The sequence below is a fragment of the Kitasatospora sp. NPDC088742 genome, from assembly GCF_055584905.1.
Genome location: NZ_JBVJLD010000080.1, coordinates 1 through 24,895, shown reverse-complemented (window position 1 = coordinate 24,895; position 24,895 = coordinate 1). Strand labels below are relative to the sequence as shown.

Genomic DNA, 24,895 nt, shown 5'->3' with positions numbered 1-24,895 from the left:
AGCTAAGCCTCATAGCGCCGATGGTACTGCAGGGGGGACCCTGTGGGAGAGTAGGACGCCGCCGAACAATCTTTCAGAGAAGGCCTCCCGGCTTAGCCGGGGGGCCTTTTCGCATTTCCGGACACAGCGCCGCCGGAATTAACCGCGTGCACACGGAGGAAATGATCTTTAGTGTTGCGCGCATGACTATCTCTTACGACACCACCGGTGCCGGCCCGGCAGTGCTCCTCCTCCACTCCACCGTCTGCGACCGTCGTATGTGGGACGGTCAGGTCGCCGCGCTGGCCGCGGCCGGCCACCAGGTGGTCCGGGTCGATCTGCGCGGGTTCGGGGAGAGCCCGGCCGCCGGGCAGCCGTACAACGACGCGGACGACCTGGTGGAGGTGCTGGCCGAGCTGGGGGTCGAGCGGCTCGCGCTGGTGGGGGCGTCAGGTGGTGGTGCGGTGGCGTTGGAGTTCGCGGCGCGGTTCCCGGAGCGGGTCGGGGCGCTCGGGCTGTTCTGTACGGCGGCGGCCGGGCTGGAGCCGGGGGACGGGCTGCGGGCGTTCTGGGGCAAGGAGAACGAGCTGCTGGAGGCGGGGGACGTCGCGGGGGCGACGGAGCTGAACGTCACCACCTGGCTGGGGCCGGACGCCGGTGAGGAGACCCGGGTGAAGGTCCGTCAGATGCAGCGGCACGCCTTTGACGTGCAGCTGGCGGCGGGGGACGTGGAGGGCGTCGAGTACGAGTCCGACCCGGCCGACATCACCGCGCCGACCCTGCTGGTCACCGGGGCGCACGACTTCCCGGAGTTCGGCCGGGTCTCGGACAAGGTGGCCGGGCTGATCCCGGGTGCCCGCCGTCTGGACCTGGCGTGGGCGGGGCACCTGCCGGCGTTGGAGCGGCCCGAGGAGATCGCCGCCCTCCTGGTGGAGTTCCTGGCCGAGAGCGGCTGGACCGCGTAGCGATCAAGCGCTTGAGCGCTTGAGCGATCAGGCGAGTGGGAGGTCGACCAGGCCGAGGGCCGGCCGGTCGCGGTACAGGGCCAGGGCGACGTCCACCAGGTCGGCCCGCCGCAGGTCGGCGATGTCGCCGATGGGGATCCAGGCCGCCAGGTCGGTGGAGCCGTCCGCCTCGGGGCGGAGTTCTCCGCCGACCACCCGGGCGGCGTAGACGATCCGCAGGCTGTGGAAGTCGCGGGCGGGCCCGGTGAGGAACGGCGGGTCGATCAGGTGCCGGGAGTCGACGCCGAGCAGGGCGTCGAGCTCCACCAGGTAGCCGGTCTCCTCCTCGGCCTCGCGGACGGCGGCGAGCTGCGGGGGTTCGCCGTGGTCCAGGCCGCCGCCGGGTACCGTCCACTCGTGGGTGCCGTCGCCGAGCAGGCCCCGGGCGAGCAGCATCCGCCCGTCCTGGTCGATGCAGACCACGTACGCCGCCACCCGGGAGCGCTTCACCATCTCCGTCACCTCGGACACCTCCGCCGCTGGGAACAGACCGGACCTGACACTCAATCAGGACCGCCCTCCCCGGACCACCGCTTTACCGTGGCCTCGCCGCGTAAGGTCGGCTGCATGGAGATCCTGACCAATGCTGCCCTGACCGAGGACGAGCTCACCGCCGCCCGGGCTGTCCTGACCGCCGCCGCCGAGGCGGACGGCCGCGACGCGGTGTCGGAGGCGGGCCGGCTGCGGCTGCGGGTGGCCGAGCCGCGGGCCGGGGTGACGCACCTGGTGCAGCGCGGCGAGGACGGCGGGCCGGCCGGGTACGCGCAGCTGGAGACGGGGGAGGGCGCGGCCACGGTGGAGCTCGCGGTGCACCCGGCGGTCCGTCGGCGCGGGTTCGGGCGGGCGCTGCTGGACGCGGTGCTGGCGGCCGCGGGGCCGGGGCGGACGGTGGACTTCTGGGCGCACGGTGGTCACCCGGGTGCGGCCCGGTTGGCGGAGGAGCGGGGGGCGGAGCTGGTCCGTGAGCTGCGGCAGATGCGCAAGCCGGCCGAGCCGGTGCCGGCGGCGCCGGTGTTCCCGGCGGGGGTGACGGTGCGGACGTTCCGGCCGGGGCGGGACGAGGCGGCCTGGCTGGCGCTGAACGCGCTGGCCTTCGCGCACCACCCGGAGCAGGGCAGCTGGACGGAGCGGGACCTGGCGGACCGTCAGGCGGAGCCGTGGTTCGACCCGAGCGGGTTCTTCCTGGCAGTGCGCGGGGACGGTCAGGAGGAGCGGGTGGTGGGCTTTCACTGGACGAAGGTGCACCCGGACGGCCTCGGCGAGGTGTACGTGGTCGGTGTGGACCCGGCCGAGCAGGGGAACGGACTCGGCAAGGCGCTGACCGCGACGGGCCTGCGCCACCTGGCCGAGGACCGCAAGGTGCCGACGGTGCTGCTGTACGTGGACGCCGACAACCACGCCGCGGTGCGGGTCTACGAGGGGCAGGGGTTCACCGTTCACGAGGTGGACCTGATGTACCGCCTGCACACGGAGCAGACGCCGCGGGACTGAGTCCGGCCACGGGGCGACGGACTCAGCTTTCCTCCTGGCCATGCGGTGTTTACCGTGGATTAAATTCACGCCGCGAAGATCACAGGATGAAGTCAGCAGTGCCCAGCCCCCGGGCGACCGGTCGCTCGGAGACCGTCCTGCTGGAGGAGCTGGCCTGCTGGAGGAGCTGGAGCCCATGAGCATCCCCCGTCCCGTCTCCACCACCCCGACCAAGGAGTCCACCGCTCTGCCGCCCTCCCTGGTCCTGGCCGAGGGAGAGCCGTTGAAGGACGAGGAGTTGGACGAGCTTCCGCAGGGCCGTTTCCTGGACCGGGAGCGAAGCTGGCTGGCCTTCAACGAGCGCGTCCTGGAGCTGGCGGAGGACCCGCAGATCCCGCTGTTGGAGCGGGCCAAGTTCCTGGCGATCTTCGCCTCGAACCTGGACGAGTTCTTCATGGTCCGGGTGGCCGGCCTGAAGCGCCGGATCGCCACCGGGGTGGCGCAGCGTTCGGCCTCGGGTCTGCAGCCGCGCGAGGTGCTGGACCAGATCTGGATCCGGTCCCGCGAGCTGATGGCGCGTCACGCGGCCACCTTCCAGCAGGAGGTGCTGCCGGACCTGGCGTCCGAGGGCATCGAGCTGGTGCGCTGGGCGGAGCTGTCGGAGAAGGAGCAGGCCCGGCTGCACTCGCTGTTCCGGCAGAAGATCTTCCCGGTGCTGACGCCGCTTGCGGTCGATCCGGCGCACCCGTTCCCGTACATATCGGGGCTGAGCCTCAACCTGGCCGTGGTGGTGCGCAACCCGGTCTCGGGGCACAAGCACTTCGCCCGGGTGAAGGTGCCGCAGTCGCTGTTCCGTTTCCTGGAGGCGGCGCCGCAGCGGTACGTCCCGCTGGAGGACGTGATGGGGGCTCACCTGGAGGAGCTCTTCCCGGGGATGGAGGTGCTGGCGCACCACGCCTTCCGGGTCACTCGCAACGAGGACCTGGAGGTGGAGGAGGACGACACCGAGAACATCCTGAAGGCGCTGGAGAAGGAGCTGATGCGCCGTCGGTTCGGTCCGCCGGTCCGGCTGGAGGTGGAGGAGTCGATCGACCCCTACATCCTCGACCTGCTGGTGCGCGAGCTGAACATCACCGACGCCGAGGTGTTCCCGCTGCCGGGGCCGCTGGACCTGACCGGGCTGTTCGGCATCGCCGACCTGGACCGGCCGGAGCTGCGGTACCCGAAGTTCGTGGCGGGGACGGCCCGTGGGCTGATCGACGTGGAGTCGGCCTCGCAGCCGGACATCTTCGCGGCGATGCGCGAGCGGGACGTGCTGCTGCACCACCCGTACGACTCCTTCTCGACCTCGGTGCTGGCCTTCCTGGAGCAGGCGGCCAATGACCCGGACGTGCTGGCGATCAAGCAGACGCTGTACCGCACCTCGGGTGACTCGCCGATCGTGGACGCGCTGACCGACGCGGCCGAGTCCGGCAAGCAGGTGCTGGTGCTGGTCGAGATCAAGGCGCGCTTCGACGAGCAGGCGAACATCAAGTGGGCCCGCAAGCTGGAGGAGGCGGGCTGCCACGTGGTGTACGGCCTGGTCGGCCTCAAGACGCACTGCAAGTTGTCGCTGGTGGTCCGTCAGGAGGGCGACACGCTGCGCCGGTACGCGCACGTGGGCACCGGGAACTACCACCCGAAGACGGCCCGGATGTACGAAGACCTGGGGCTGCTGACGGCGGACCCGCAGGTCGGCGCGGACCTCTCTGACCTGTTCAACCGGCTCTCCGGGTACTCCCGGCGGGAGTCCTACCGCCGGCTGATGACGGCGCCGCGCGGGCTGCGGGACGGTCTGGTGGGGCGGATCCACCAGGAGATCGCGCACCACCGGGCGGGCCGTCCGGCGCATGTGAAGCTCAAGGTCAACTCGATCGTCGACGAGGACCTGATCGACGCGCTGTACCGGGCCTCGCAGGCGGGGGTGCCGGTGGACGTGTGGGTGCGCGGGATCTGCGCGGTGCGGCCGGGTGTCGAGGGGCTGAGCGAGAACATCCGGGTGCGCAGCGTGCTGGGGCGCTTCCTGGAGCACTCGCGGATCTTCGTGTTCGGCAACGGGGGCGACCCGGAGGTGTGGTTCGGCAGCGCGGACATGATGCACCGCAACCTGGACCGCCGGATCGAGGCGCTGGTGCGGGTGACCGACTCGGCGCAGCGGGCGGAGCTGTCCGGGCTGGTGGACCTGGGGATGTCGGACGAGACGGAGTCCTGGCACCTGGGGCCGGACGGCCGTTGGACCAGGCATTCGCAGGACGCGGAGGGGCGCCGGCTGCGGCACGTGCAGAACCTGTTGATCGACTCCCGGCAGCGCCGTCGCAGCCTGTCCTGATCTGCTCGGCCCGGTGCGGTCGCGGCCCTGCCGCGGCCGTGCCGGGTACCACCATCCCCGGTACGGCGGGGACTTGCCTCGGGGGGACGAGGAACCAGCATGACCGATCTGCCGACGACCGCCCGGACCGACCAGCCGGCGGGGGAGGCCCTGACGGGTTACCTGACCGCCCAGGCGGGTGCCTTCCTGCGCGCGCTGCCGCTGGTGGTGGGGGAGGCCGGGGCCCGGGCGGGCACGCTGCCGGGTGGTCCGGGAGGGCAGGCCGCGGCGGGGACGGCCGAGCTGCTGCGCGCGGTGCGGCGGATCGGCGGGGCGCTGCACACGTACGCGGCCGGGTTCGAGCCGGAGTGGGCGGAGCGGACCAGGACGGAGCTGCGCTGGCTGTTGGGGCTGCTGGCGCAGGAGCCGGGCTGTCTGCGGCGTTCGGCGCGGCTGTTGGCGGCGTTGGACTCGTTGAGCGAGACGGATCCGCGGCGGCCGGGGATGCTGGCGGGCCATCAGGGGGCCCCGAAGGCGCGGGCGCTGCTGGAGCGTCAGCTGACGCTGGCCCGGACCAGGGCGCACTCGACGCTGTTGCAGGAGCTGCGGTCGGCGCGGTTGCACGCGTTGGCGGACCGGATGACGCTGCTGGCGGGTGAGGTGCCGTTGGCGGCGTCGCAGCCGGAGTTGGCGGGGCAGGCGGTGCGGGCGTTGGAGCTGCTGTCGGCGGGGGTGGCGGCGCTGCCGCCGGCCCGGGCGCCGTACGGGGGCGAGGGGTTGCACCGGTTGAGCGTGGTGCCGTCGCAGGGCCAGCCGTCGCAGGGCCAGCCGCCGGCTCCGGTGGCGGAGGTGGGCGCGGACGCGGCGCTGGCGGCGGACGACGCGCCGTGGGGGCGGGTGCGGATCCTGGTGAAGCGGGCCCGGTACGCGTTGGAGGTGTGCGGGGATCGGCTGGTGGGGCTGGACGAGGTGGACGAGGTGCTGGACCGTCACCAGGACGCCGCGGACGCGGCGGTGACGGTGGCGACGGCGGCGCGTACGCCGCGGATCACCCCGGCGACGGCCTACGTGCTCGGTGTGGTGCATGCTGATCAACGGCTGGAGGTGGAGGCGGCGAGGTACGCCTTCGGCCGCCGGTGGCCGAACCTCCAGCAGCACGGATGGCACGAATGGGCGAGTTCCTGACGATGGCGGTCCCCCCGGTGCGGGGCCGTGCGCCGCGGCACGGGCAGACGGTGCTGGCGGCCGGGGTGGTGCTGTGGCGGCCGGGTCCGTTGAAGAAGGACGGGGAGCGGCGGAAGAAGCCGCGGATCGCGCTGATCCACCGGCCGAAGTACGACGACTGGTCGCTGCCGAAGGGGAAGCTGGAGCCGGGTGAGGGCTGGCGGGCGGCGGCGCTGCGGGAGGTCCGGGAGGAGACCGGGCTGAGCTGTGTGCTGGGGGCGGAGCTGCCGGCCCAGCACTACCTGGCGCAGGGGCGGGCGAAGGAGGTCCGGTACTGGGCGGGGGAGCTGACGGGTGGCTCGTTCCTGCCCAACCGTGAGGTGGACCGTCTGGAGTGGCTGTCGCCGCGGAAGGCGCGGGCCCGGCTGTCGCACCGCCGGGACCGGGAGCTGGTGGACGCGCTGCTGTCCGTACTCGGTGTGACGCACCGTCACGGGTGACCTTGCCGCGCCCTGCCTGTGACGCAACCGTTACTACCGATCGGTGTTTCCCGCCGTCCGTCGTCGGTTCACTCTCCGTTCATTTGTGACCGGCTGACGCGTCACCTACCCGGCCTAACTTCGGAGTCACCGGAGGGCCGGACGGGCCCTTCCACAGAAAGGGACACCCCTGTGAAGCTCCAGCGGAACGGCCGCTCCAAGGCCCTCGCGATCGGTGCCATGGCGCTCGTTGGCTCGCTGTCGCTCGCGGCGTGCGGCTCGGACGACAACACGACCCCCGGCACGGGCGGCTCCTCGGCGGCCGGTGCCTCCAAGGCCGCGATCGACTGCGGCAAGGCGGGTCAGCTGCTCGGCGCCGGTTCCACCGCTCAGCTCGGTGCGATCGACGTGTGGAAGGTCGCTTACGGCAACGCCTGCTCCGGCTCGACCATCACCTACGGCGGTGGCGGCTCCGGTGCCGGTGTGCAGCAGTTCAACCAGGGCAAGGTCGCCTTCGCGGGCACCGACTCGGCCCTGAAGCAGGCCGACGTCGACGCCTCCAAGGAGGTCTGCAAGACCGGCCAGGGCATCAACCTGCCGATGGTCGCCGGCCTCGTGTCGATCATCTACAACGTGGACGGCGTGGACAACCTGGTCCTCGACGGCCCGACCACCGCGAAGATCTTCGACTCGCAGATCACCAAGTGGAACGACCCGGCGATCGCCGCGCTGAACCCGGGCGCCAAGCTCCCGGACGCGGAGATCCAGGCGATCCACCGCTCGGACGACTCGGGCACCACCGAGAACCTCACCAAGTACTTCGAGAAGGCCTCGGGCGGCGCCTGGACCTACAAGCCGGCGAAGACCTGGGCGGGCAAGGGCGGCCAGTCCGCTGCGCAGAGCGCCGGTGTCTCGGCCCAGGTGAAGCAGAACAAGAACACCATCAGCTACGCCGAGCTCTCCTACGCGCAGACCAACAACCTCAAGTCGGCGGCCATCGCCACCGGCGCCTCCAAGCCGGTCGAGGCCACCGCCGCGAACGCCGCCACCACCTTCGCCAAGGCGAAGATCGTCGGCACCGGTGCGGACCTGGCCCTGGGCCTGGACTACGGCATCAAGGACGAGGGTGCCTACCCGATCGTCCTGGTCACCTACGAGGTCGTCTGCGACAAGGGCAACAAGCCGGAGACGCTGGACACCCTGAAGTCCTTCCTGAACTACGCCATCAGCGACGGCGGCCAGAAGGCGATCGAGGCCAAGGGCTACGTCGCGCTGCCGGCCGAGCTGAGCGCCAAGGTGAAGGCCGCCGTCGGCGCCCTCGCCTGATCCCTGTGAACCACCGGCCGGGCAGCCCTCGAAGAGGGGGGCGGGGCTGCCCGGCCGGATCCAGCTGAGAGCACGTCAAGTCCGGGGCACCGCCGCCATGGTGCCGCCCTCCTTGGGCAGCACCACCAGACCGGAGAAAGACCATGACCACATCACCCCCTGTCACAGACCGGGGCAGGGCCCGCCGGCGCGACAGCCGCCGCGGGGACAACCTGTTCTTCAACCTCTCCCGTGGTTCGGGCATCCTGCTGCTGGTCATCATGGCCGCCATCGCGGGCTTCCTGACCTACCGCTCGGCGCTCGCGTTCGGGCACAACGAGGGCAACTTCTTCACCACCTTCGAGTGGCAGCCGGACGCCAAGGACCCGGTGTTCGGCATCGCCGTCCTGGCCTTCGGCACCATCGTCAGTGCGATCATCGCGATGGTCATCGCGGTGCCGGTGGCGATCGGCGTGGCGCTGTTCATCTCGCACTACGCCCCCCGGAAGATCGCCCAGCCGTTCGCCTACCTGGTGGACCTGCTGGCCGCGGTGCCCTCCATCGTCTACGGCCTGTGGGGCGCGCTCTTCCTGGTGCCGCACATGAAGGGCCTGACCAGTTGGCTGGACGAGTACCTCGGCTGGACCTACATCTTCGACTCCACCAAGACCGGCGCCGCCCCGCGTTCGCTGTTCACCGTCGGCATCGTCCTGGCGATCATGATCCTGCCGATCATCACCGCGGTCTCCCGCGAGGTGTTCAAGCAGGCGCCGCGGATGCACGAGGAGGCGGCGCTCGCGCTCGGCGCGACCCGCTGGGAGATGATCCGCACCGCGGTGCTGCCGTTCGGCCGCCCGGGCGTGATCTCCGCCTCGATGCTCGGCCTCGGCCGCGCGCTCGGCGAGACCATCGCGGTCGCCACCGTGCTCTCCGCCAGCCCGGTGCTCTCGCTGCACCTGCTCGACCCGGGCGGCGGCACCTTCGCGCAGAACATCGCGCTGAAGTTCGGCGAGGCCGGTGAGAACGGCCGGAACGCGCTGATGGCCTCCGGCCTGGTCCTGTTCGTGATCACCCTGCTGGTGAACGGCGCGGCCCGGATGATCATCGCCCGCCGCAAGGAATTCTCGGGGGCCAACTGATGTCCACCACCACCGCGACCTCCGTGGCCGACGGCCCCCGGCTCAGCCGGCGGCTGACCGCCAACCGGCTGCCCTCCTGGGCCCCCGGCGGCATCGCCGTCCTCTCGGTCGTCCTCGGCATCGTGATCGGCCTGGCGGCCGGCCTGCAGAGCAGGATCCAGTGGGGCCTGATCGCCGGACTGCTGTTCGTCGGCATCACCTACGCCGCCGCCACCAAGGTGGAGGGCGCCCGGCAGGCCAAGGACCGCCTCGCCACCTCCGTGGTCTGGCTGGCCTTCGTGCTCGCGATCATCCCGCTGGCCGCGCTCGTCTACTACACCGTCCAGCAGGGCATCGGCGTGGTGAACGGGAACTTCCTGAGCCACTCCATGAAGGGCGTGCTCCAGACCGAGGCGGGCGGCGGTGTCTACCACGCGCTGATCGGCACCCTGGAGCAGGTCGGCCTGGCCACCCTGATGGCCGCCCCGATCGGCCTGCTGACCGCCGTCTACCTGGTGGAGTACGGCCGCGGCCGGCTCGCCCGGGCGGTCACCTTCTTCGTCGACGTGATGACGGGTGTCCCGTCCATCGTCGCCGGTCTGTTCGTCCTGTCGTTCTGGATCCTGCTCTTCGGCTTCCAGTACTCGGGCTTCGCGGGCTCCCTCGCCCTGGCCATCCTGATGATGCCGGTCGTGGTCCGCTCCACCGAGGAGATGCTCAAGCTCGTCCCGAACGAGCTGCGCGAGGCCTCGTACGCCCTCGGTGTGCCCAAGTGGAAGACCATCCTGCGGATCGTCCTGCCGACCGCGATCGGCGGCATCACCACCGGTGTGATGCTGGCCGTCGCCCGCATCACCGGCGAGACCGCTCCGGTCATGATGCTGGTCTTCGGCGCGGACATCATCAACGAGAACCCGTTCGAGGGTCCGCAGCAGTCACTGCCGCTCTACATCTGGCAGCAGTACCAGAGCAACAACGACTTCGGGTACGCCCGGGCCTGGGGCGCCGCGCTGGTGCTGATCGCCTTCGTGATGGCGCTCAACCTGGTCGCCCGGGCCATCGCCCGCTGGCGCTCGCCCAAGTCCGGCCACTGACACGCCGACTGACGCACGAACAGACGAGAGAAGACGAAGGATCATGGCCAAGCGCATCGACGTCAGCGGACTGTCCGCCTACTACGGGACCACCAAGGCCATCGAGGACATCTCGATGACCGTCGAGCCCCGCTCCGTGACGGCCTTCATCGGCCCCTCGGGCTGTGGCAAGTCGACCTTCCTGCGCACCCTCAACCGGATGCACGAGGTCATCCCCGGCGCCCGGGTCGAGGGCAAGGTGATGCTGGACGACGAGAACCTCTACGGGTCCGCGGTCGACCCGGTGGCCGTCCGCCGCAGCGTCGGCATGGTCTTCCAGCGCCCGAACCCCTTCCCCACCATGTCGATCTACGACAACGTGGTGGCCGGCCTGCGGCTGGCCGGTGTGAAGAAGCGGTCCGTGCTGGACGGCGTGGTGGAGAAGTCGCTCCAGGGCGCCAACCTCTGGAACGAGGTCAAGGACCGCCTCAACAAGCCCGGCGCCGGTCTGTCGGGTGGTCAGCAGCAACGGCTGTGCATCGCCCGCGCCATCGCGGTCGAGCCCGAGGTGCTGCTGATGGACGAGCCCTGCTCGGCCCTCGACCCGATCTCCACCCTCGCCATCGAGGACCTGATCGGCGAGCTGAAGTCGCAGTTCACCATCGTGATCGTGACCCACAACATGCAGCAGGCGGCCCGCGTCTCCGACCGCACCGCCTTCTTCAACCTGGCGGGCGTCGGCCAGCCGGGCAAGCTGATCGAGCTGGACGACACCCAGCGGATCTTCTCCAACCCGTCCGTGCAGGCCACCGAGGACTACATCTCCGGTCGCTTCGGCTAGACCGCACGGACCCCCTGACTGCTTCGCGGTGCTGCATGGCGGTGCCGCCGCGGAGTCAGAGAAGGCCCGCCCCCGTGATGTGGGGGCGGGCCTTCGCCTTGCCCGGGTGCTGAAGCCCGAGGCGCTGACGCGCGGGTGGTGACGGAGGGTCAGCCGAACAGCAGGTGGACGATCCCGTACATCGCGGCCGCCACCAGGGCGGCGGCCGGCATGGTGATGAACCAGCCCATCACGATGTTCTTCGCCACGCCCCAACGGACCGCGCGGATCCGCTTGGTGGCGCCCACGCCCATGATCGCCGAGGTGATCACGTGGGTGGTGGAGATCGGCGCCTTGAAGACGAACGAGGTGATGTACATGATCGTCGCGGCGGTGGCCTCGGCCGCGAAGCCCTGCGGCGGGTCCAGCTCGATGATCTTGCGACCGAGGGTCCGCATGATCCGCCAGCCGCCCGCGTAGGTGCCCAGCGAGAGCATGGTGGCGCAGGAGATCTTCACCCAGAGCGGGATCCCGGAGTCACCCTGGTGACCCGAGATGGTGAGCGCCATCACCACGATGCCCATGGTCTTCTGGGCGTCCTGGACACCGTGCGCCAGGGCCATGGCGGCGGCCGAAGCGGTCTGGGCCACGCGGAAGTTGCGCTTGGCGCGGTGGGGGTTGGCCTTCCGGAAGATCCACAGGATGGCCAGCATCACCAGGAAGCCGGCCACCAGGCCGACCACCGGCGAGATGATCATCGGGATGACCACCTTCTCCAGCACGCCGCTCCAGATCACCTCGGTGCCGCCGGCCAGCGCCGCGCCCACCATGCCGCCGAACAGCGCGTGCGAGGAGGAGGAGGGGAGACCGTAGTACCAGGTGACCAGGTTCCAGGCGATCGCGCCGACCAGGGCGGCGAACAGGATGCCCATCCCCTGCTGGCCGGTCGGGGTCGCGATCAGACCTTCGGAGACGGTCTTCGCGACGCCGGTGCCGAGGAAGGCGCCGGCCAGGTTCATCACGGCCGCCATCGCGAGCGCGGCCCGGGGGGTGAGCGCCCGGGTGGAGACCGAGGTGGCGATCGCGTTCGCCGAGTCGTGGAAGCCGTTGGTGTAGGTGAAGAAGAAGGCCACGCCGATGACGGCGATGAGTGCAGCCGTGTCCACGGTGGTCAGGACTCCTTGACCGCGATGGTCTCCACGGTGTTGGCCACGTGCTCGAACGCGTCCGCCGCCTCTTCGAGGACGTCCACGACCTGCTTGAGCTTCAGCACCTCGATGGCGTCGTACTGACCGCTGAACAGGTGGGCCAGCAGCTTGCGGTGGATCTGGTCCGCCTGGTTCTCCAGCCGGTTGATCTCGATCCAGTACTCGGTGAGCTTGTCCATCGTCCGCAGCTTCGGCATCGCCTCGGCGGTCAGCTCCGCGGCCCGGGCCAGCACCTCGATCTGCTGCTCGATGCCCTTGGGGAGGGTCTGGATGTCGTAGAGGACGACCAGGTCGACCGCCTCCTCCATGAAGTCCATGATGTCGTCCAGCGACGAGGCGAGGGAGTAGATGTCCTCGCGGTCGAAGGGCGTGATGAAGGAGGAGTTCAGCTGGTGGAACACCGCATGGGTGGTGTCGTCACCCGCGTGCTCGGCGGCGCGCATGCGCTCGACGATCTCCGCGCGGGCCGACACGTCTGCACCCAGCAGTTCCAGCAGGAGCTTCGATCCGACGACCAGGTTCTCCGCTGCGGCGGCGAACATGTCGTAGAAGCTCGTCTCCTTCGGGGTCAGGCTAAAACGCACGGAATTCTCCGATGTGCGGGGGAGGGACTGAACGATGCTAGGCGCAAGCCGTCAGAACTGCGCAAACGGGGTGATGGTCACGATCCCTCAGTCTGACGGAAGCCGGCCGGATTGCGTCCGTCCTGCGCACGGAGATCCGGTCGCGCCGCCCGGACGGCGGAACACCCGGCGGGCCCGGCGTGTTGGACACTTGAGCCCAGTGGACGGGTGAGGACCGAGACCTAGGCGGGCCGAATGACCAGCATCGAGACGCACGACCAGACCACCGCCGCGGCGGCCGGGGAGCCCGCCGGAGACGGCGGCCAGTGCTGCGACAACCACGGCCCGCACGGCTACACCGCGCGCAAGGCCGAGCACCTCAAGCGGCTGCGCCGGATCGAGGGCCAGGTCCGCGGCCTGCAGCGGATGGTGGACGAGGACGTCTACTGCATCGACGTACTCACCCAGGTCTCGGCCGGGACGAAGGCGCTCCAGGCCTTCGCCCTCTCGCTGCTGGAGGAGCACCTGCGGCACTGCGTGGCGGCCGCCGCGGAGCAGGGCGGCGCAGAGCTGGACGCCAAGGTGGCCGAGGCCACGGCCGCGATCTCCCGGCTGCTGCGGACCTGACCGGACTTGGCCTGACGCCGATGGTGGCCGTCGGGTGCCTTCCTGACGGCCGCTCAGCTGTCGGCGGCTCAGTTCTCGCCGGCGAGCAGGACTTCGTCGATCAGCTCGGGCGCCAGCCGCTCGCCCTCGCCGGCCGCGGCGGCGATCATCAGCTCACCGGCCAGCTCGATCTCGTCCAGTGCGTCCTTCTCGTGTCCGCCACCGTCATGGGGCGTCGAGGACACCATCCGTTCCACCCCCATGGACCCGTCCGACCGGCAGAGCTGCCGCCCCCTACTCAAGCGTAGGCAGACGGGGCGTCAGACCCCATGGCACCAACGGGTCATCTCTGCGCACCACCCGGGCGCACTACCCCCGTCATCCGTTACTTGCCCGGGGTGGCGGACGGCTTCATCGAGTAGATCTCGGTGACGGCCGGCTCCGCCGCCTGCACCGGCTGCCCGAACTCGGAGAGCACCACCGAGGAGACCACCCTGACCTGGTCCTTCGGCTGCTTGGACCCGGCCACCCCGGCGAACGAGAAGGTCTCCGTCACCTTGTGCAGCCGCCCCTGCCCGTCCAGCCAGGCCTCGTACGGCACCTCCTTGACCGTGAAGGTCTGGGCCGCCATCCGCAGCCCGTCCCCGCCCCGGCCACCGGTCGCCTCGGCCGCCTTGGCCAGGTCCAGGGTGCCCTTGTAGTGCTTGAGCTCAGCCCCGCCCGCCGTCTCGGTGCCGACCAGCTCGGCGGTGAGCGCCCCGCGCAGCGCCCCGGCCGCGCTGGCCGGGTCGGTGGCGCCGCTGCTCACCAGGTTCCCGTCCGGGAGCTGGCGGATGTCGAGCTTGACCCACTTGCCCTCGGGGATCTTCGCCCCGCTGTTCTGCAGGTAGACCGCGCCGGGCAGCACCACCTCGACGATCTTGCCGGTGGTGGCGGCTCCGGGCGGTACGTCGATGTCCAGCCGGCCGATCCGCTTCACGTAGTCGTAGCCGCCGGTGCCCTTGAAGACCGCCTTCTTGTCGGCGGACTCGGTGGTCAGCTCGGTGACGGCCTTGGCGGAGCCGGTGCGGCCGGTGATGTCCGCCGCGCTGCGGACGGCGGTCAGCGGATCGGCCGAGAGCTGGTCGGCCGAGCTGCCGGGCTTGTGGGCGTCGCCGGCGCCGCAGGCGGTCAGGGCGGCGACGAGCAGGGCGGCGGTGGCGGCGGCAGATGTGATGGTGGTGGTGCGGACGGTGTGCTTCACGATCGGGTACAACCCCCTCAGAGCTCTTCCGGAGCAAACGAGTTGAGGGTCCGTGAGGTTACGGGTGGACCGGCGTGCGGCTTTCGTTTCACGCCGGTCGGTTGAGCCGTTACGGTGAGGAGCGTGAACGTCGAGCACCGGGTGACGATCGAAGAACGAGGCTCCTTCTCCACCGCCCGCTGCACCTGCGGCTGGCATGCCCCCGCCCGACGAAGCCGCGACAAGTCCCGCCGTGACGCGGCCGCGCACCTGGCCGAACATTCCGCGGACGGTCACCAGGCAGCGACCTGAGGGGCGCGAGGAACTGCGCGCGGGGGAACGGGAGCACGTGCAACTGGCTGACGTGCCCCGACCTCACGCTGGGCCGCCTTCCGGTTCGCGCAGTTCCTCGCGCCCCTGACCTCCCTGCGGGAGGCCTCAGGCCGCGAGGTCGCGTTCGATGCGGCGGCGGCCGGTGCGGCGGGGGTGGGCGACGAACAGCGGGCGCAGGGCGGTGCGGCCGAGGGCGTGGGTGAGCGGGACCAGGACGGCCATCGCGAGCGGTGCGAGCAGGAGCACCACCGCCGCCGCCAGCGCGAAGCCGCCGAGGACGTCGGTGGGGTAGTGCACCCCGACGTACATCCGGGCGAAGCCCTGCAGCACGGCGAGCACCCCGGCGAGCAGCCCCAGCCGCTTGTTCACCAGGTAGAGCGCGACCGCCACCCCCATCGCCATCGCCGAGTGGTCGCTGACGAAGGAGAGGGTGCCCTCCTTGCCGTGCACCAGCACGTCCAGCTCGGGGTGGTCGACGAACGGCCGGGGGCGGTCGACGATCGCGGAGATCGGCAGGTTGGCCAGCTCGCAGAGGGCCACCGCGAGCGGGGCCCAGAGCAGTCCGGCGACGGCCACCGGGGCGTCGGGGCGGCGGCGGGCCTGGAGCCAGCCGACGGCGAAGAGCAGGGCGAGGCCGAGCAGCAGGCCGTACTCGCCGAACCAGGCGACGGTGGAGTCGACCCAGGAGGGGGCGGATCCGGCCAGGCCGTTCACGGCCTTCAGCAGGTCCAGGTCGGGCCCGGCGGTGTCGCCCAGCAGCGTCGACACGCCGCACCTCCGTCGTGGCCCTCGCGGCCCCTTGATCATCTGACTGACAAGGGGCACAACGCGGGAATCACGGAAGCGGTTTCACCTTTCACGCACCGTTATGAAAACTTGACTGACCGTCCACTGGACGTCCACGGCGAACGGTGGGCCAGGACCGACCGGCGAAACCCCGTGGCGGACGGTCCGTCAGACGTCCTTCGGGTCCCGCCCGGTGCCCTGGCCGCCGCTGGCGATCTGGCCGTCCGCCTGGTGGGCCGGGAGGGAGAGGGCGCCGTCGGGGGTGACCCGGGTGGCGCCGTAGTACTTGGCGCGGTCGATCTTGTCGTAGCGGATCACCGCGCCGGTGTGCGGTGCGTTGATCATGTAGCCGCCGCCGACGTAGATGCCGACGTGGTCGATGGAGCGCGGGTCGCCCTGGTCGGTGGCGAAGAACACCAGGTCGCCCGGCCGGAGTTGGCTGCGCTCGATGTGCGGGCCGGCGTTCCACTGGTCGTTGGCGACCCGGGGCAGCTTGATGCCGACGCTCTCGAAGGCCGCCACGGTGAGGCCGGAGCAGTCGAAGCGGCCGCCCTGGGAGGGCCAGCCGTTCCCGCCCCACTCGTAGGGGGTGCCGAGGGTGGTCTGGGCGAAGTAGATCGCCCCCGAGGCCTGCGGGGAGAGCGCCTGGCTCACCAACGGCGCACCGGAGGCCGCCTCGGCGGGCGCGGTGAAGTTGGCCGCGAGGGTTTTGATGTTCTTCACGTACCCCTGGGTCTCCCGGTACGGCGGGACCCCGTTGTACTTGATGACCGCGTACGGACCGGCGTTGTAGGCGGCGAGCAGATTCGACTGCCGGTCACCGGGGATTTTCGCGATGTCCTTGGCGAGGGCGCAGTCGTACACCGCGGCGGAGGCGATTGCGTCGGCCGCGTTCCAGACGTCCTTGGTGCCGTCGCCGTCGCCGTCGGTGGCGTACCCGGGCCAGGTGCCCGGCATGAACTGCGCCATGCCCTGGGCGCCGACGGGGCTCTGGGCGCGGGGGTTGAAGCCGCTCTCCTGGTAGAGCTGGGCGGCCAGCATGGGGGGTGAGATCTCCGGGCAGAGGGAGCCCCACTGCTGGAACATCGGCTGGTAGACGGCCGGCACGGTGCGGCCCGCGAGCTTGGGCTGGACGGCCTGCGGGGTGCCGCTGGCGGCGAAGGTGCCGAGCACCACCACGCCCACGAAGCCGACCCCCACCAGACCCGTCGCGGCGGCCGCCGCGCCCGCCTTCCGGAGTACCATCAGCACCGTCCCGACGAACCGTCAGTTTCCCGTGTCCCAGAAGGCATTGCTCATCGCAATCATCGCAGATACAAAGGGTGAGCGGTATCCTTCGTACGGTGGACATCCTGGCGTACGGGCCCCGTGCTCCACGACCAATCCGCGAGAAACAGCCAAGTCGAAGTCGGATCTGGCCAAGAATGGGGTACGGCCCTTCGCGCCACCCCGGTCCTGGGCCTTGAATTTGCCTGATCGGGCGGTGAGATGAATGAACCTGAGCAGCGTGATGCAGAGTGACCGGGTCCGGCTCCTGGCGGAGGACCCACCCAAGAAGGCCAACATCGACACGATCATCGGTGGCATCGCGCCGGACTGGGGCCCGTTCTCCAGCCTGGGGGCCGAGGCGCGGACGATGATCCAGGTGGTGATGGCGGTCGCCATCCTGGGGTGCCTGGGCATCGCCGTCTGGGGGGCGGCCAAGCAGCGGATCGGTGCCACCGCGATGCGGGACAGCTTCAGCGCGGAGCAGGGCAAGGGGCTGATCGTGGCGGGTCTGACCGGCGTGTTCATCATCGGTTCGCTCACCACTCTGTTCACCATTGTGTACGGCATGGCCATCTGACGATCCGACAGAATTGCCCCGGCGGAGCGGCCTCGCAGCGGCCGTCCCCGCCGGGGTGTCGCGCTTCCCGCGCGGACCGCTCGTACCAGCTCGTACCAGCCAGGGGGCCCAGGGGGCTCCCCGTACCAGGAGGGCCGCCGTGCCGGTGTCCGACGACCAGCCGCACACCCGGACGCGGCTGCCGGTCGGCGAGCAGTCCGTCTACCAGACGGGGCGTCAGGCCCGGCCGGTGCGGACGCTCTTGACGGTCCTGGTGGTGGTGGCCCTGCTGGTGGTGGCGGTCTCCATCGCGAACCGGGACAAGCCGGATCCGGGGGGCGGCGCTCCGGCCGGCTCCTCGGACCGGGCGGCCTCGGCCTCCCCCAAGCCCGCCACCACCGCGCCGAGCGGGCAGCTGCCGGTGGCCACCGCCTCGAACGGGATCGGCGTCGGCCACCCGCACACCGCGCAGGGCGCCCAGTCGGCGGCCGCCAACTACGCGGCGGCGCTGGGCTCCGAGCAGATGTTCCGGGCCGACACCCGGGCCACCCTGCTGGCCACGGTGGCCGACCCGACCGCGCTGCCGGCGCTGAAGGCCGGGCTGGACGCGGCCTTCGGCCCGCAGCAGCTGGCCGGCTTCGGCCTGGACGACAAGGGCAAGCCGGCCAAGGGGCTGACCTTCGTCAGCCGCACCGTGCCGGTCGGCACCAAGCTCACCAACCAGGCGGACACCGCGACCGTGGTCGAGGTCTGGTGCACCGGCCTGCTCGGCCTGGCCGGCCAGGGCTCCACCCAGCCGGTCTCCGAGAACTGGTTCACCCTCACCCTCACCATGCGCTGGACCGGCAGCGACTGGAAGCTCACCGACTTCGCCCGCCGTTCGGGCCCGGCCCCGCTCCCCGGCGACCAGCAGGCCGCCACCGCCGACGAGATCACCGGCGCCGTCCAGGACTTCGGAGGCTTCCGCTATGCCCGTTGACGCTGCCACAGCCACCGGTCGCCGGTTCGCCCGGGCCGGTGCGGTGCTCGGATCGCTGCCCGTCCTGGTGCTGCTGACGGCGGCCCGGGCGCTGGCCGACCCGACGCCCTCGCCCTCGGCCTCCGCCAAGTGCAACCTGCCGGTGCCGGGCGCCGACCGGGCCTGCGCCCCGGACGCCCCCGGCGTGGTGGTCACCGGGCCCGGCGGCGGCACCCTCGGCGGCGTCACCGATCCGCTCGGCTCGCTGGCCAAGGGCTGCGCCGAGGCGGCCGCCTGGGTCACCCGGAAGCTGGCCACCGCGATCGACTCCACCACCCAGGTCGACTTCACCAACGCCTCCTTCCTCCAGCAGTACGCGGTGGTCTTCGCCGGCTCCACGGTGATCACCCTGGTGCTCTGGCTGCTCGCGGTGACCAAGCGCGCGGTCCGCGGCGCCTCGCTGTCCACCGCCATCTCCGAGGCCATCGGCTTCCTCTGGCTGACCGTCATCGCCTCGGCCTTCACCCCGCTGGCGCTCTTCACCCTGGTCTCCGCCACCGACGGGCTGACCGCCGCCATCGCGGCCGGCACCAAGTCCGACACCGGCACCTACCTGGGCGGCTTCGCGGACACCCTGGAGAAGGGCTCGCTGGGCGGCGGCCCGCTGATCCTGATCATCGTCTCGCTGGTCGCGGTGCTGGCCTCCGCGGTGCTCTGGATCGAGCTGCTGATCCGGGCCGCGATGCTCTACGTCGGCGCGCTGCTGGGCACCGCGGTCTACGCCGGGCTGGTGGACAAGCAGCTGTGGAAGCACGTCCGGCGCTGGGCCGGGGTGATGCTCGCGGTGGACCTGGCCAAGCCGATCATCGTGATCATCCTGGGCCTGGCCGGGGCGGTGGCCACCGGCGCCGGGGCCACCGACGACTTCGCCAAGGTGCTCTCCGGGCTGGCCATCCTGTTCCTGTCGATCTTCGCCAGCGCCGCCGTCTACCGCTTCGTGCCGGGCTTCGGCGACGAGCTGATGCAGATGCGGCACGCCCGGGCCAGCGCCGTCTCGGCCGGCTCCGCGATGATCAACGGCCCGGCCAACCTGGTCAAGCAGGGCATCTCCACCCACGGCGCCCGCGGCGGAGGGGGCGGCACCGCGACCGCCAACGCCACCACCGGCTCCGGCTCGGCCGCCGCCGGCATCGCCGCCCACGGCTCGCGCAACTCGGCACCCCCGCCGCAGACCCCCGCCCAGGCCCCGGCCGCCAACCCCGTGAAGGGAGCGTGAGACGCGCATGAGCAGCGACCAGCTCGGCCAGTACGGCGCCCCGTACGCCCATCAGCGCCGCACCTACCTGATCGGCAAGGCCCGGCCGAACGCGCCGATCGGGCGCAACCGGGAGTCCGGGGAGATCGTGCTGATCATCTTCGGGGCCTTCCTCGGCATGGTCTGGGGCCTGGCGCTGCCGATCCTGCCGCTGCGGATCGCCGGCCTGATCGGTCTGCCGCTGCTCGCGATCGCCGCGGTCTACGTGCCGTACCGGCGCCGCACCTTCTACAAGTGGGTGGAGATCAACCGCACCTACCGCCGCACCCTGCGCAGCGGCCGCGCGGTCTGGAAGTCCGAGGTGGTGGACGCCGGCACCCGGTTCGACGGCCGCGAGGTGGAGATCGGCCCGCCGCCCGGCGTGGGCCGGCTGCACTGGCTGACCGCGCCGTTCGGCCCGGACGAGGTCGGGGTGCTGATGCACCTGGAGCGCCGCACCGTCACCGCCGCGATCGAGATCGAGGGCCCCGGCGTGGGCCTGCGCGACTCGGAGGACCAGGAGGCCCTGGTCGACCGCTTCGGCACCCTGCTCAAGCACGTGGCCAACGGCGACGGCTTCGTGACGCGCCTTCAGATCCTGGCCCGCACCCTGCCGGCCGACCCGGACGCGCACGCCAAGGACGTGGAGCGCCGCGGCGACACCGCCTCCCCCGGCTGGCTCCAGGACTCCTACGACCAGCTCCAGTCGATGGTCTCCACCTCCTCCGAGCAGCACCGGGCCTACCTGGTCGCCTGCATGCACTACAACCGCGAACTCGCCGCCGAGGCCCAGGCGATGGGCCGTACCGCGGGCGGCGCCAAGGCCCGGGACGACGACGGCCTGGCCGCCGTGATGGCCCGTGAGCTGACCGACATCTGCGCCCGCCTCGCCGAGGCCGACATCCGGGTCCGCCAGCCGCTCGGCCAGGCCCGGCTCTCCTCGCTGCTGCACTCGATGTACGACCCGGACCACCCGATCGACCACATCCAGGCGATGTCCCGGCGGAACGCCTGGCCGGCCGAGCTGGACGCCACCCACCCGCAGTACCTGGCGGCCAAGACCCGCGAGTCCACCACCCGGGAGCCGTGGTGCCACGCCACCGCCTGGGTCAAGGAGTGGCCGCTCACCCCGGTCGGCGTCAACTTCCTGGCCCCGCTGCTGGTGCACACCCCGGACGTGATCCGCACGGTGGCCGTCACCATGGACCTGGAGCCGACCGACGTCGCGATCGAGCGGATGCTCACCGAGAAGACCAACGACGAGGCCGAGGCCAGCCGGGCCGCCAAGATGAACCGCACCATCGACCCGCGCGACCTGGCCCACACCGGCCGGGTCGACCAGCGCGGCGACGACCTGGCCTCCGGCGCGGCCGGGGTCAACCTGGTCGGCTACATCACCGTCTCCGCCCGCTCGCCCGAGGCGCTGGCCCGGGACAAGCGGACCATCCGCGCCTCGGCCGGCAAGAGCTTCCTCAAGCTGGAGTGGTGCGACCGCGAGCACCACCGGGCCTTCGTCAACACCCTCCCGTTCGCCACGGGCATCCGCCGCTGACCCGCTAGGAGTCCTTCCCATGGCCATCGGCAGCATCTCCGACGCCTTCACCAGCCTGATGTTCGGCAAGGTGGAGACCACCCGGCTCCCGGTCCGGACCTCCACCGGCCAGGCCCAGGCGGTCTACCTCCCCACCGCCGCACCGGGGTTGGGCGACTCCGGCGTGATCATCGGCCGGGAGGTGTACTCCGGCAAGGGGTACGTCTACGACCCGTTCCAGCTCTACGGCCAGCAGCTGCCCGCCCCGCACTGGCTGGTGCTGGGCGAGTCCGGCAACGGCAAGTCCGCCCTCGAGAAGACGTACGTCCTGCGCCAACTGCGCTTCCGCGACCGGCAGGTGGTGGTGCTGGACGCCCAGGGCGAGGACGGCGTCGGCGAGTGGAACCTGATCGCGGAGGCGCTGGGGATAAAGTCCATCCGCCTCGACCCGATGGCCGCCCGCGACGGCGGGGTCAAGCTCAACCCGCTGGACCCGGCGATCACCACCACCGGCCAGCTCTCGCTGCTGCGCACCATCATCGAGGTGGCGATGGGCCGCGGCCTCGACGAGCGGGCCGGTTTCGCCCTGAAGGCCGCCCACGCCCACGTCATCGCCACTGTGACGGGCCGTCAGCCCGTCCTCGACGACATCATCGACACCCTGCGCAGCCCCGAACTCACCTCGGTGGAGTCGCTCGGCGTCGGCGTGGACGAGGTGCAGGCCTGGGGCCTGGACGTGGCCCTGGTGCTGGACCGGCTGGTCGACGGTGACCTGCGCGGCATGTTCGACGGCTCCACCACCGACGGCATCGACCTCGACGCCCCGCTGATCGTCTTCGACCTCTCGCACATCGACCGCAACTCCATCGCGATGCCGATCCTGATGGCGATCGTCGGCGTCTGGCTGGAGCACACCTGGATCCGCCCCGACCGGAAGAAGCGCATCTTCCTGGTGGAGGAGGCCTGGCACATCATCAACAGCCCCTTCGTGGCCCAGCTCTTCCAGCGCCTGTTGAAGTTCGGCCGCCGCCTCGGCCTCTCCTTCGTCGCCGTCGTCCACCACCTCTCCGACGTGGTCGACGGCGCCGCCGCCAAGGAGGCCTCCGCCATCCTCAAGATGGCCTCCACCCGCACCATCTACATGCAGAAGGCCGACGAGGCCAGAGCCACCGGCCGCGTCCTGGGCCTCCCCCGCTGGGCCGTCGAGATCATCCCCACCCTCTCCCCAGGCATCGCCGTCTGGGACGTCAACGGCAACGTCCAGGTCGTCAAGCACATCATCACCGACGCCGAACGCCCCCTGGTCTACACCGACCGCGCCATGACGGAGGACGCCGTCGCCGAACGCCACCGCGCAGAACGCCAGTTGGCCTCGGAACCGGGGGTCTGACGGCCCGGGGCAATCGGGCAACAGCTGCTGCACAATTTCGCCGCCCCAGCACCGGGCCGCCTTCTGCATGTACATCAGCGAACGCCGGGAGAGGCCGCGTTGGGTGCGGAAGGACGCTCGTAGGTCATCTCGGCCTTGATGTCGCCGAGCAGCTCGGCGTAGCCGGGCGGGAGGTCGCCTATGGCCTGGGTGGGGAGGTCGGCGGAGGCCGCGAGTTCGTTGCTCATGCGACGGAGCCTTGCAGCGCGCTCGGATGATTCGAGTGCCGGAACGTTCCTGCTCACCCGATCGGGGGTGTGGAGCAGTGGCCCGGCGCGCGGTGTCTGACGGTTCTTCGGGGGATGGAAACCCTCTCGTTACGTGCGAGATCCTGACAGCTACGCGCGTTGACCCTAGGCTGCGGTGGTCATACACCTTCTCGGCTCCGGCCCCACGGCGGAGCCCCCAACGGTGCAGGGGAACCCTCATGTCCAATGCCGGCCGCACCGGCCGTTTCCGTCGCCCGGCGTATGCCGCGGCTGCTGCCATCGGTCTCTTCGGGACCCTGCTGGTGCCGGGCACTGCCTCGGCGCACGGGTGGGACTGGGACTGGAACTGGCACAAGCCGAAGACCGAGGACCTCCAGATCCTCGCCATCAACGACCTGCACGGGAACCTGGAGCCCCCGGCCGGCTCCTCCGGGAACATCAAGGAGGTGGACCCGGCCACCGGCAAGGTGGTCGACACCCCCGCCGGTGGGATGGAGTACCTGGCCACCGCCCTGCGCCAGGCCCGCGAGGGCCACCGCAACACCGTCACGGTGGCGGCCGGTGACCTGGTCGGCGCCAGCCCGCTGGTGTCGGCGCTGTTCCACGACGAGCCCACCATCGAGGCGCTCAACAAGGTCGGCCTGGACGTCACCTCGGTGGGCAACCACGAGTTCGACGAGGGCTACAAGGAGCTGCTCCGCCTGCAGAACGGCGGCTGCCACCCGACCGACGGCTGCTACGAGAAGGGCCGCAAGTTCCGCGGCGCCGACTTCGAGTACCTGGCCGCCAACGTCACCAACGAGAAGACCGGCCGCCCGATCCTCAAGCCGTACTGGGTGAAGAACGTCCACGGCACCAAGGTCGGCTTCATCGGCGCGACCCTCGAGGGCACCCCGAACATCGTCACCGCCGAGGGCATCAAGGGCCTGAAGTTCGGCGACGAGATCGAGACCATCAACAAGTACGCCAAGGAGCTCAAGCGCCAGGGCGTGGACTCGATCGTGGCGCTGATCCACGAGGGCGGCTACCCGGCCTCCTCCACGTACAACTACGACTGCGGCGCGGCCGGCGAGGGCATCTCCGGCCCGATCGTCGACATCGCCAAGGGCCTGGACCCGGCGATCGGCGCGATCGTCACCGGTCACACCCACAACGCCTACGCCTGCTCGATCCCGGACCCGAACGGCGTCCCGCGTTCGGTCACCAGCGCCGCCTCCTTCGGCCGCCTGTACACCGAGATCAACCTCAAGCTGGACAAGCGCACCGGCGCCATCGTCCGCCCCTCGGTGACCGCCGCCAACAAGGTGGTCCGCCGCACCGCCGACAAGGCGCCGGACATCACCGAGCTGATCGGCCGTTACAGCAAGCTGGCCGCCCCGATCGCCAACCGCCCGCTCGGCTTCATCGGCGCGGACATCAACGGCCGTGGCTCCTCCGCCTTCGAGAAGCCGCTCGGTGACGTGATCGCCGACGCCCAGCTGGCCGGCATAGCGGCCGCGGACAAGGGCGGTGCCCAGATCGCCTTCATGAACCCCGGCGGCATCCGCTCCGACCTGGTCTTCAAGGCCAGCGGCGCCGAGGGCGACGGCGTGGTGACCTACGGCGAGGCGTTCACCGTTCAGCCGTTCACCAACATGATGCAGGTCAAGACCCTGACGGGTGCTCAGGTCGTCAAGATCCTCCAGGAGCAGGTCAGCGGCCCGAACCAGGCCGCCCCGAAGATCCTGCAGAACTCCAAGGGCCTGACCTACACGCTCAACCTCAACAAGACCGGCGCCGACCGGATCGCGGACGTCAAGTTCAACGGCGCCCCGATCGATGTCAACGCCAAGTTCCGCGTCGCGGCCAACGAGTTCCTGCACGGTGGCGGCGACGGCTTCCCGACCTTCACGGCCGGCACCGACAAGCTGGTCGGCGCCTCCGACCTGGACGTCTTCGCGGCCTACCTCGGCGCGAACTCCACCGCCTCGGCCCCGCTGAAGGTCCCGGCCCAGGACCGGATCAAGGTCATCGGCGTCGGCGAGGACGTCAACTGACGCTCTGTCGAAGCTGGTTGCGGGGCTCCTCTCCTTCCGGAGGGGAGCCCCGCTCCCGTTCTACGGCGCGATGGACTGCCCCGGCAGGCGGACGGTGGCCACCGTGCCCGGGCCGCCGTCGGTCGCCGGGCCGAGG

25 protein-coding genes and 1 rRNA gene are annotated in these 24,895 nt (G+C 70.8%); 18 read left to right on the top strand and 8 right to left on the bottom strand.

Annotated elements, in window-relative coordinates:
- A 5S ribosomal RNA gene (rrf, locus tag ACZ6ZR_RS36925) occupies positions 1-67 on the top strand; the annotation flags it as partial.
- Between the two features lie 115 nt (positions 68-182).
- Positions 183-944 carry an alpha/beta fold hydrolase gene (locus ACZ6ZR_RS36920; protein WP_465650153.1) on the top strand — a complete coding sequence of 254 codons (762 nt, stop codon included), beginning with the start codon at positions 183-185 and terminating at the stop codon, positions 942-944.
- A gap of 27 nt (positions 945-971) precedes the next feature.
- On the opposite strand, the gene ACZ6ZR_RS36915 is transcribed toward ACZ6ZR_RS36920, so the two are convergent.
- Positions 972-1,436 (bottom strand): NUDIX hydrolase, encoded by a 465-nt coding sequence (locus tag ACZ6ZR_RS36915; RefSeq protein ID WP_465650157.1) that lies wholly within the window; start codon positions 1,434-1,436, stop codon positions 972-974.
- 114 nt (positions 1,437-1,550) lie between these two features.
- Between ACZ6ZR_RS36915 and mshD the strand changes: the two genes are divergently transcribed.
- The 8 genes from mshD (at position 1,551) to pstB (ending at position 10,780) form a co-directional block, all read left to right on the top strand.
- Positions 1,551-2,474 carry a mycothiol synthase gene (gene mshD, locus ACZ6ZR_RS36910; protein WP_465650151.1) on the top strand — a complete coding sequence of 308 codons (924 nt, stop codon included), beginning with the start codon at positions 1,551-1,553 and terminating at the stop codon, positions 2,472-2,474.
- Between the two features lie 40 nt (positions 2,475-2,514).
- Positions 2,515-4,821 (top strand): RNA degradosome polyphosphate kinase, encoded by a 2,307-nt coding sequence (locus tag ACZ6ZR_RS36905; protein WP_465650149.1) that lies wholly within the window; start codon positions 2,515-2,517, stop codon positions 4,819-4,821.
- A gap of 99 nt (positions 4,822-4,920) precedes the next feature.
- Positions 4,921-5,985, top strand: a complete 1,065-nt coding sequence (locus ACZ6ZR_RS36900; protein WP_465650148.1) for a CHAD domain-containing protein — start codon at positions 4,921-4,923, stop codon at positions 5,983-5,985.
- Positions 5,970-6,464: an NUDIX hydrolase gene (locus tag ACZ6ZR_RS36895; RefSeq protein WP_465650146.1), complete on the top strand. Its 495-nt coding sequence runs from the start codon at positions 5,970-5,972 to the stop codon at positions 6,462-6,464. Before ACZ6ZR_RS36900 ends, ACZ6ZR_RS36895 begins: the two co-directional genes overlap by 16 nt.
- A 171-nt stretch (positions 6,465-6,635) precedes the next feature.
- Positions 6,636-7,769 (top strand): phosphate ABC transporter substrate-binding protein PstS, encoded by a 1,134-nt coding sequence (gene pstS, locus ACZ6ZR_RS36890; RefSeq protein WP_465650144.1) that lies wholly within the window; start codon positions 6,636-6,638, stop codon positions 7,767-7,769.
- 143 nt (positions 7,770-7,912) lie between these two features.
- Positions 7,913-8,887 (top strand): phosphate ABC transporter permease subunit PstC, encoded by a 975-nt coding sequence (pstC, locus tag ACZ6ZR_RS36885; protein ID WP_465650142.1) that lies wholly within the window; start codon positions 7,913-7,915, stop codon positions 8,885-8,887.
- Positions 8,887-9,960: a phosphate ABC transporter permease PstA gene (gene pstA, locus ACZ6ZR_RS36880; protein WP_465650140.1), complete on the top strand. Its 1,074-nt coding sequence runs from the start codon at positions 8,887-8,889 to the stop codon at positions 9,958-9,960. Before pstC ends, pstA begins: the two co-directional genes overlap by 1 nt.
- A gap of 43 nt (positions 9,961-10,003) precedes the next feature.
- Positions 10,004-10,780 (top strand): phosphate ABC transporter ATP-binding protein PstB, encoded by a 777-nt coding sequence (gene pstB / locus ACZ6ZR_RS36875; protein ID WP_465650138.1) that lies wholly within the window; start codon positions 10,004-10,006, stop codon positions 10,778-10,780.
- A 149-nt stretch (positions 10,781-10,929) separates the two neighbouring features.
- Here the strand turns inward: pstB and ACZ6ZR_RS36870 are convergent, their stop codons facing one another.
- Both ACZ6ZR_RS36870 and ACZ6ZR_RS36865 read right to left on the bottom strand, forming a co-directional pair.
- The gene (locus ACZ6ZR_RS36870) at positions 10,930-11,925 is read right to left on the bottom strand and encodes an inorganic phosphate transporter (protein WP_465650136.1); all 996 of its coding nucleotides are present in this window, start codon (positions 11,923-11,925) and stop codon (positions 10,930-10,932) included.
- 5 nt (positions 11,926-11,930) lie between these two features.
- Entirely contained in the window at positions 11,931-12,551 is a 621-nt protein-coding gene (locus ACZ6ZR_RS36865) for a DUF47 domain-containing protein (protein ID WP_465650134.1), read from the bottom strand.
- Positions 12,552-12,785: 234 nt separating this feature from the next.
- Here ACZ6ZR_RS36865 and ACZ6ZR_RS36860 point away from each other — a divergent pair, with 234 nt between their 5' ends.
- Positions 12,786-13,157 carry a metal-sensitive transcriptional regulator gene (locus ACZ6ZR_RS36860; protein WP_465650132.1) on the top strand — a complete coding sequence of 124 codons (372 nt, stop codon included), beginning with the start codon at positions 12,786-12,788 and terminating at the stop codon, positions 13,155-13,157.
- Between the two features lie 68 nt (positions 13,158-13,225).
- Here ACZ6ZR_RS36860 and ACZ6ZR_RS36855 read toward each other — a convergent pair whose 3' ends face one another.
- Together ACZ6ZR_RS36855 and ACZ6ZR_RS36850 are read right to left on the bottom strand one after the other, a co-directional pair.
- Positions 13,226-13,384 (bottom strand): hypothetical protein, encoded by a 159-nt coding sequence (locus ACZ6ZR_RS36855; protein ID WP_465650130.1) that lies wholly within the window; start codon positions 13,382-13,384, stop codon positions 13,226-13,228.
- Between the two features lie 137 nt (positions 13,385-13,521).
- Positions 13,522-14,379 carry an SCO4651 family lipoprotein gene (locus ACZ6ZR_RS36850; RefSeq protein WP_465650128.1) on the bottom strand — a complete coding sequence of 286 codons (858 nt, stop codon included), beginning with the start codon at positions 14,377-14,379 and terminating at the stop codon, positions 13,522-13,524.
- A gap of 123 nt (positions 14,380-14,502) precedes the next feature.
- On the opposite strand from ACZ6ZR_RS36850, the gene ACZ6ZR_RS36845 reads away from it, so the two are divergent.
- Positions 14,503-14,670 (top strand): hypothetical protein, encoded by a 168-nt coding sequence (locus tag ACZ6ZR_RS36845; RefSeq protein WP_465650126.1) that lies wholly within the window; start codon positions 14,503-14,505, stop codon positions 14,668-14,670.
- A gap of 126 nt (positions 14,671-14,796) precedes the next feature.
- On the opposite strand, the gene ACZ6ZR_RS36840 is transcribed toward ACZ6ZR_RS36845, so the two are convergent.
- Together ACZ6ZR_RS36840 and ACZ6ZR_RS36835 are read right to left on the bottom strand one after the other, a co-directional pair.
- Positions 14,797-15,459: a phosphatase PAP2 family protein gene (locus ACZ6ZR_RS36840; protein WP_465650124.1), complete on the bottom strand. Its 663-nt coding sequence runs from the start codon at positions 15,457-15,459 to the stop codon at positions 14,797-14,799.
- A 186-nt stretch (positions 15,460-15,645) separates the two neighbouring features.
- A complete protein-coding gene (locus ACZ6ZR_RS36835; RefSeq protein WP_465650122.1) occupies positions 15,646-16,722 on the bottom strand; it encodes a C40 family peptidase in 1,077 nt (358 codons plus the stop codon).
- A gap of 265 nt (positions 16,723-16,987) precedes the next feature.
- Between ACZ6ZR_RS36835 and ACZ6ZR_RS36830 the strand changes: the two genes are divergently transcribed.
- The 5 genes from ACZ6ZR_RS36830 to ACZ6ZR_RS36810 all read left to right on the top strand — a co-directional run bounded on the left by ACZ6ZR_RS36830 (position 16,988) and on the right by ACZ6ZR_RS36810 (position 22,475).
- A complete protein-coding gene (locus ACZ6ZR_RS36830) occupies positions 16,988-17,323 on the top strand; it encodes a hypothetical protein (protein ID WP_465650155.1) in 336 nt (111 codons plus the stop codon).
- Between the two features lie 139 nt (positions 17,324-17,462).
- Positions 17,463-18,281 (top strand): hypothetical protein, encoded by an 819-nt coding sequence (locus ACZ6ZR_RS36825; RefSeq protein WP_465650120.1) that lies wholly within the window; start codon positions 17,463-17,465, stop codon positions 18,279-18,281.
- Positions 18,271-19,536, top strand: coding sequence for a hypothetical protein (locus ACZ6ZR_RS36820; protein ID WP_465650118.1), 1,266 nt, complete (start codon positions 18,271-18,273; stop codon positions 19,534-19,536). Before ACZ6ZR_RS36825 ends, ACZ6ZR_RS36820 begins: the two co-directional genes overlap by 11 nt.
- A 7-nt stretch (positions 19,537-19,543) precedes the next feature.
- Positions 19,544-21,106 carry an SCO6880 family protein gene (locus tag ACZ6ZR_RS36815; RefSeq protein ID WP_465650116.1) on the top strand — a complete coding sequence of 521 codons (1,563 nt, stop codon included), beginning with the start codon at positions 19,544-19,546 and terminating at the stop codon, positions 21,104-21,106.
- Between the two features lie 19 nt (positions 21,107-21,125).
- Positions 21,126-22,475, top strand: a complete 1,350-nt coding sequence (locus ACZ6ZR_RS36810) for an ATP-binding protein (protein ID WP_465650114.1) — start codon at positions 21,126-21,128, stop codon at positions 22,473-22,475.
- 74 nt (positions 22,476-22,549) lie between these two features.
- Here the strand turns inward: ACZ6ZR_RS36810 and ACZ6ZR_RS36805 are convergent, their stop codons facing one another.
- Positions 22,550-22,702: a hypothetical protein gene (locus ACZ6ZR_RS36805; RefSeq protein ID WP_465650112.1), complete on the bottom strand. Its 153-nt coding sequence runs from the start codon at positions 22,700-22,702 to the stop codon at positions 22,550-22,552.
- A gap of 239 nt (positions 22,703-22,941) precedes the next feature.
- On the opposite strand from ACZ6ZR_RS36805, the gene ACZ6ZR_RS36800 reads away from it, so the two are divergent.
- Positions 22,942-24,759 carry a bifunctional metallophosphatase/5'-nucleotidase gene (locus tag ACZ6ZR_RS36800; RefSeq protein ID WP_465650110.1) on the top strand — a complete coding sequence of 606 codons (1,818 nt, stop codon included), beginning with the start codon at positions 22,942-22,944 and terminating at the stop codon, positions 24,757-24,759.
- The last annotated feature ends 136 nt before the right edge of the window (positions 24,760-24,895 follow it).

Excerpts from the sequence above, each read along its gene's own strand:
- ACZ6ZR_RS36820 (WP_465650118.1), top strand. The coding sequence starts at position 18,271 with ATGCCCGTTGACGCTGCCACAGCCACCGGTCGCCGGTTCGCCCGGGCC.
- ACZ6ZR_RS36830 (WP_465650155.1), top strand. The coding sequence starts at position 16,988 with ATGCAGAGTGACCGGGTCCGGCTCCTGGCGGAGGACCCACCCAAGAAG.
- ACZ6ZR_RS36920 (WP_465650153.1), top strand. The coding sequence starts at position 183 with ATGACTATCTCTTACGACACCACCGGTGCCGGCCCGGCAGTGCTCCTC.
- ACZ6ZR_RS36895 (WP_465650146.1), top strand. The coding sequence starts at position 5,970 with ATGGGCGAGTTCCTGACGATGGCGGTCCCCCCGGTGCGGGGCCGTGCG.
- ACZ6ZR_RS36900 (WP_465650148.1), top strand. The coding sequence starts at position 4,921 with ATGACCGATCTGCCGACGACCGCCCGGACCGACCAGCCGGCGGGGGAG.
- ACZ6ZR_RS36815 (WP_465650116.1), top strand. The coding sequence starts at position 19,544 with ATGAGCAGCGACCAGCTCGGCCAGTACGGCGCCCCGTACGCCCATCAG.
- pstB (WP_465650138.1), top strand. The coding sequence starts at position 10,004 with ATGGCCAAGCGCATCGACGTCAGCGGACTGTCCGCCTACTACGGGACC.
- ACZ6ZR_RS36855 (WP_465650130.1), bottom strand. The coding sequence starts at position 13,384 with ATGGTGTCCTCGACGCCCCATGACGGTGGCGGACACGAGAAGGACGCA.
- ACZ6ZR_RS36800 (WP_465650110.1), top strand. The coding sequence starts at position 22,942 with ATGTCCAATGCCGGCCGCACCGGCCGTTTCCGTCGCCCGGCGTATGCC.
- ACZ6ZR_RS36905 (WP_465650149.1), top strand. The coding sequence starts at position 2,515 with ATGCGGTGTTTACCGTGGATTAAATTCACGCCGCGAAGATCACAGGAT.
- pstA (WP_465650140.1), top strand. The coding sequence starts at position 8,887 with ATGTCCACCACCACCGCGACCTCCGTGGCCGACGGCCCCCGGCTCAGC.
- pstC (WP_465650142.1), top strand. The coding sequence starts at position 7,913 with ATGACCACATCACCCCCTGTCACAGACCGGGGCAGGGCCCGCCGGCGC.
- ACZ6ZR_RS36835 (WP_465650122.1), bottom strand. The coding sequence starts at position 16,722 with ATGGTACTCCGGAAGGCGGGCGCGGCGGCCGCCGCGACGGGTCTGGTG.
- ACZ6ZR_RS36915 (WP_465650157.1), bottom strand. The coding sequence starts at position 1,436 with ATGGTGAAGCGCTCCCGGGTGGCGGCGTACGTGGTCTGCATCGACCAG.
- ACZ6ZR_RS36810 (WP_465650114.1), top strand. The coding sequence starts at position 21,126 with ATGGCCATCGGCAGCATCTCCGACGCCTTCACCAGCCTGATGTTCGGC.
- mshD (WP_465650151.1), top strand. The coding sequence starts at position 1,551 with ATGGAGATCCTGACCAATGCTGCCCTGACCGAGGACGAGCTCACCGCC.
- ACZ6ZR_RS36860 (WP_465650132.1), top strand. The coding sequence starts at position 12,786 with ATGACCAGCATCGAGACGCACGACCAGACCACCGCCGCGGCGGCCGGG.
- ACZ6ZR_RS36805 (WP_465650112.1), bottom strand. The coding sequence starts at position 22,702 with ATGAGCAACGAACTCGCGGCCTCCGCCGACCTCCCCACCCAGGCCATA.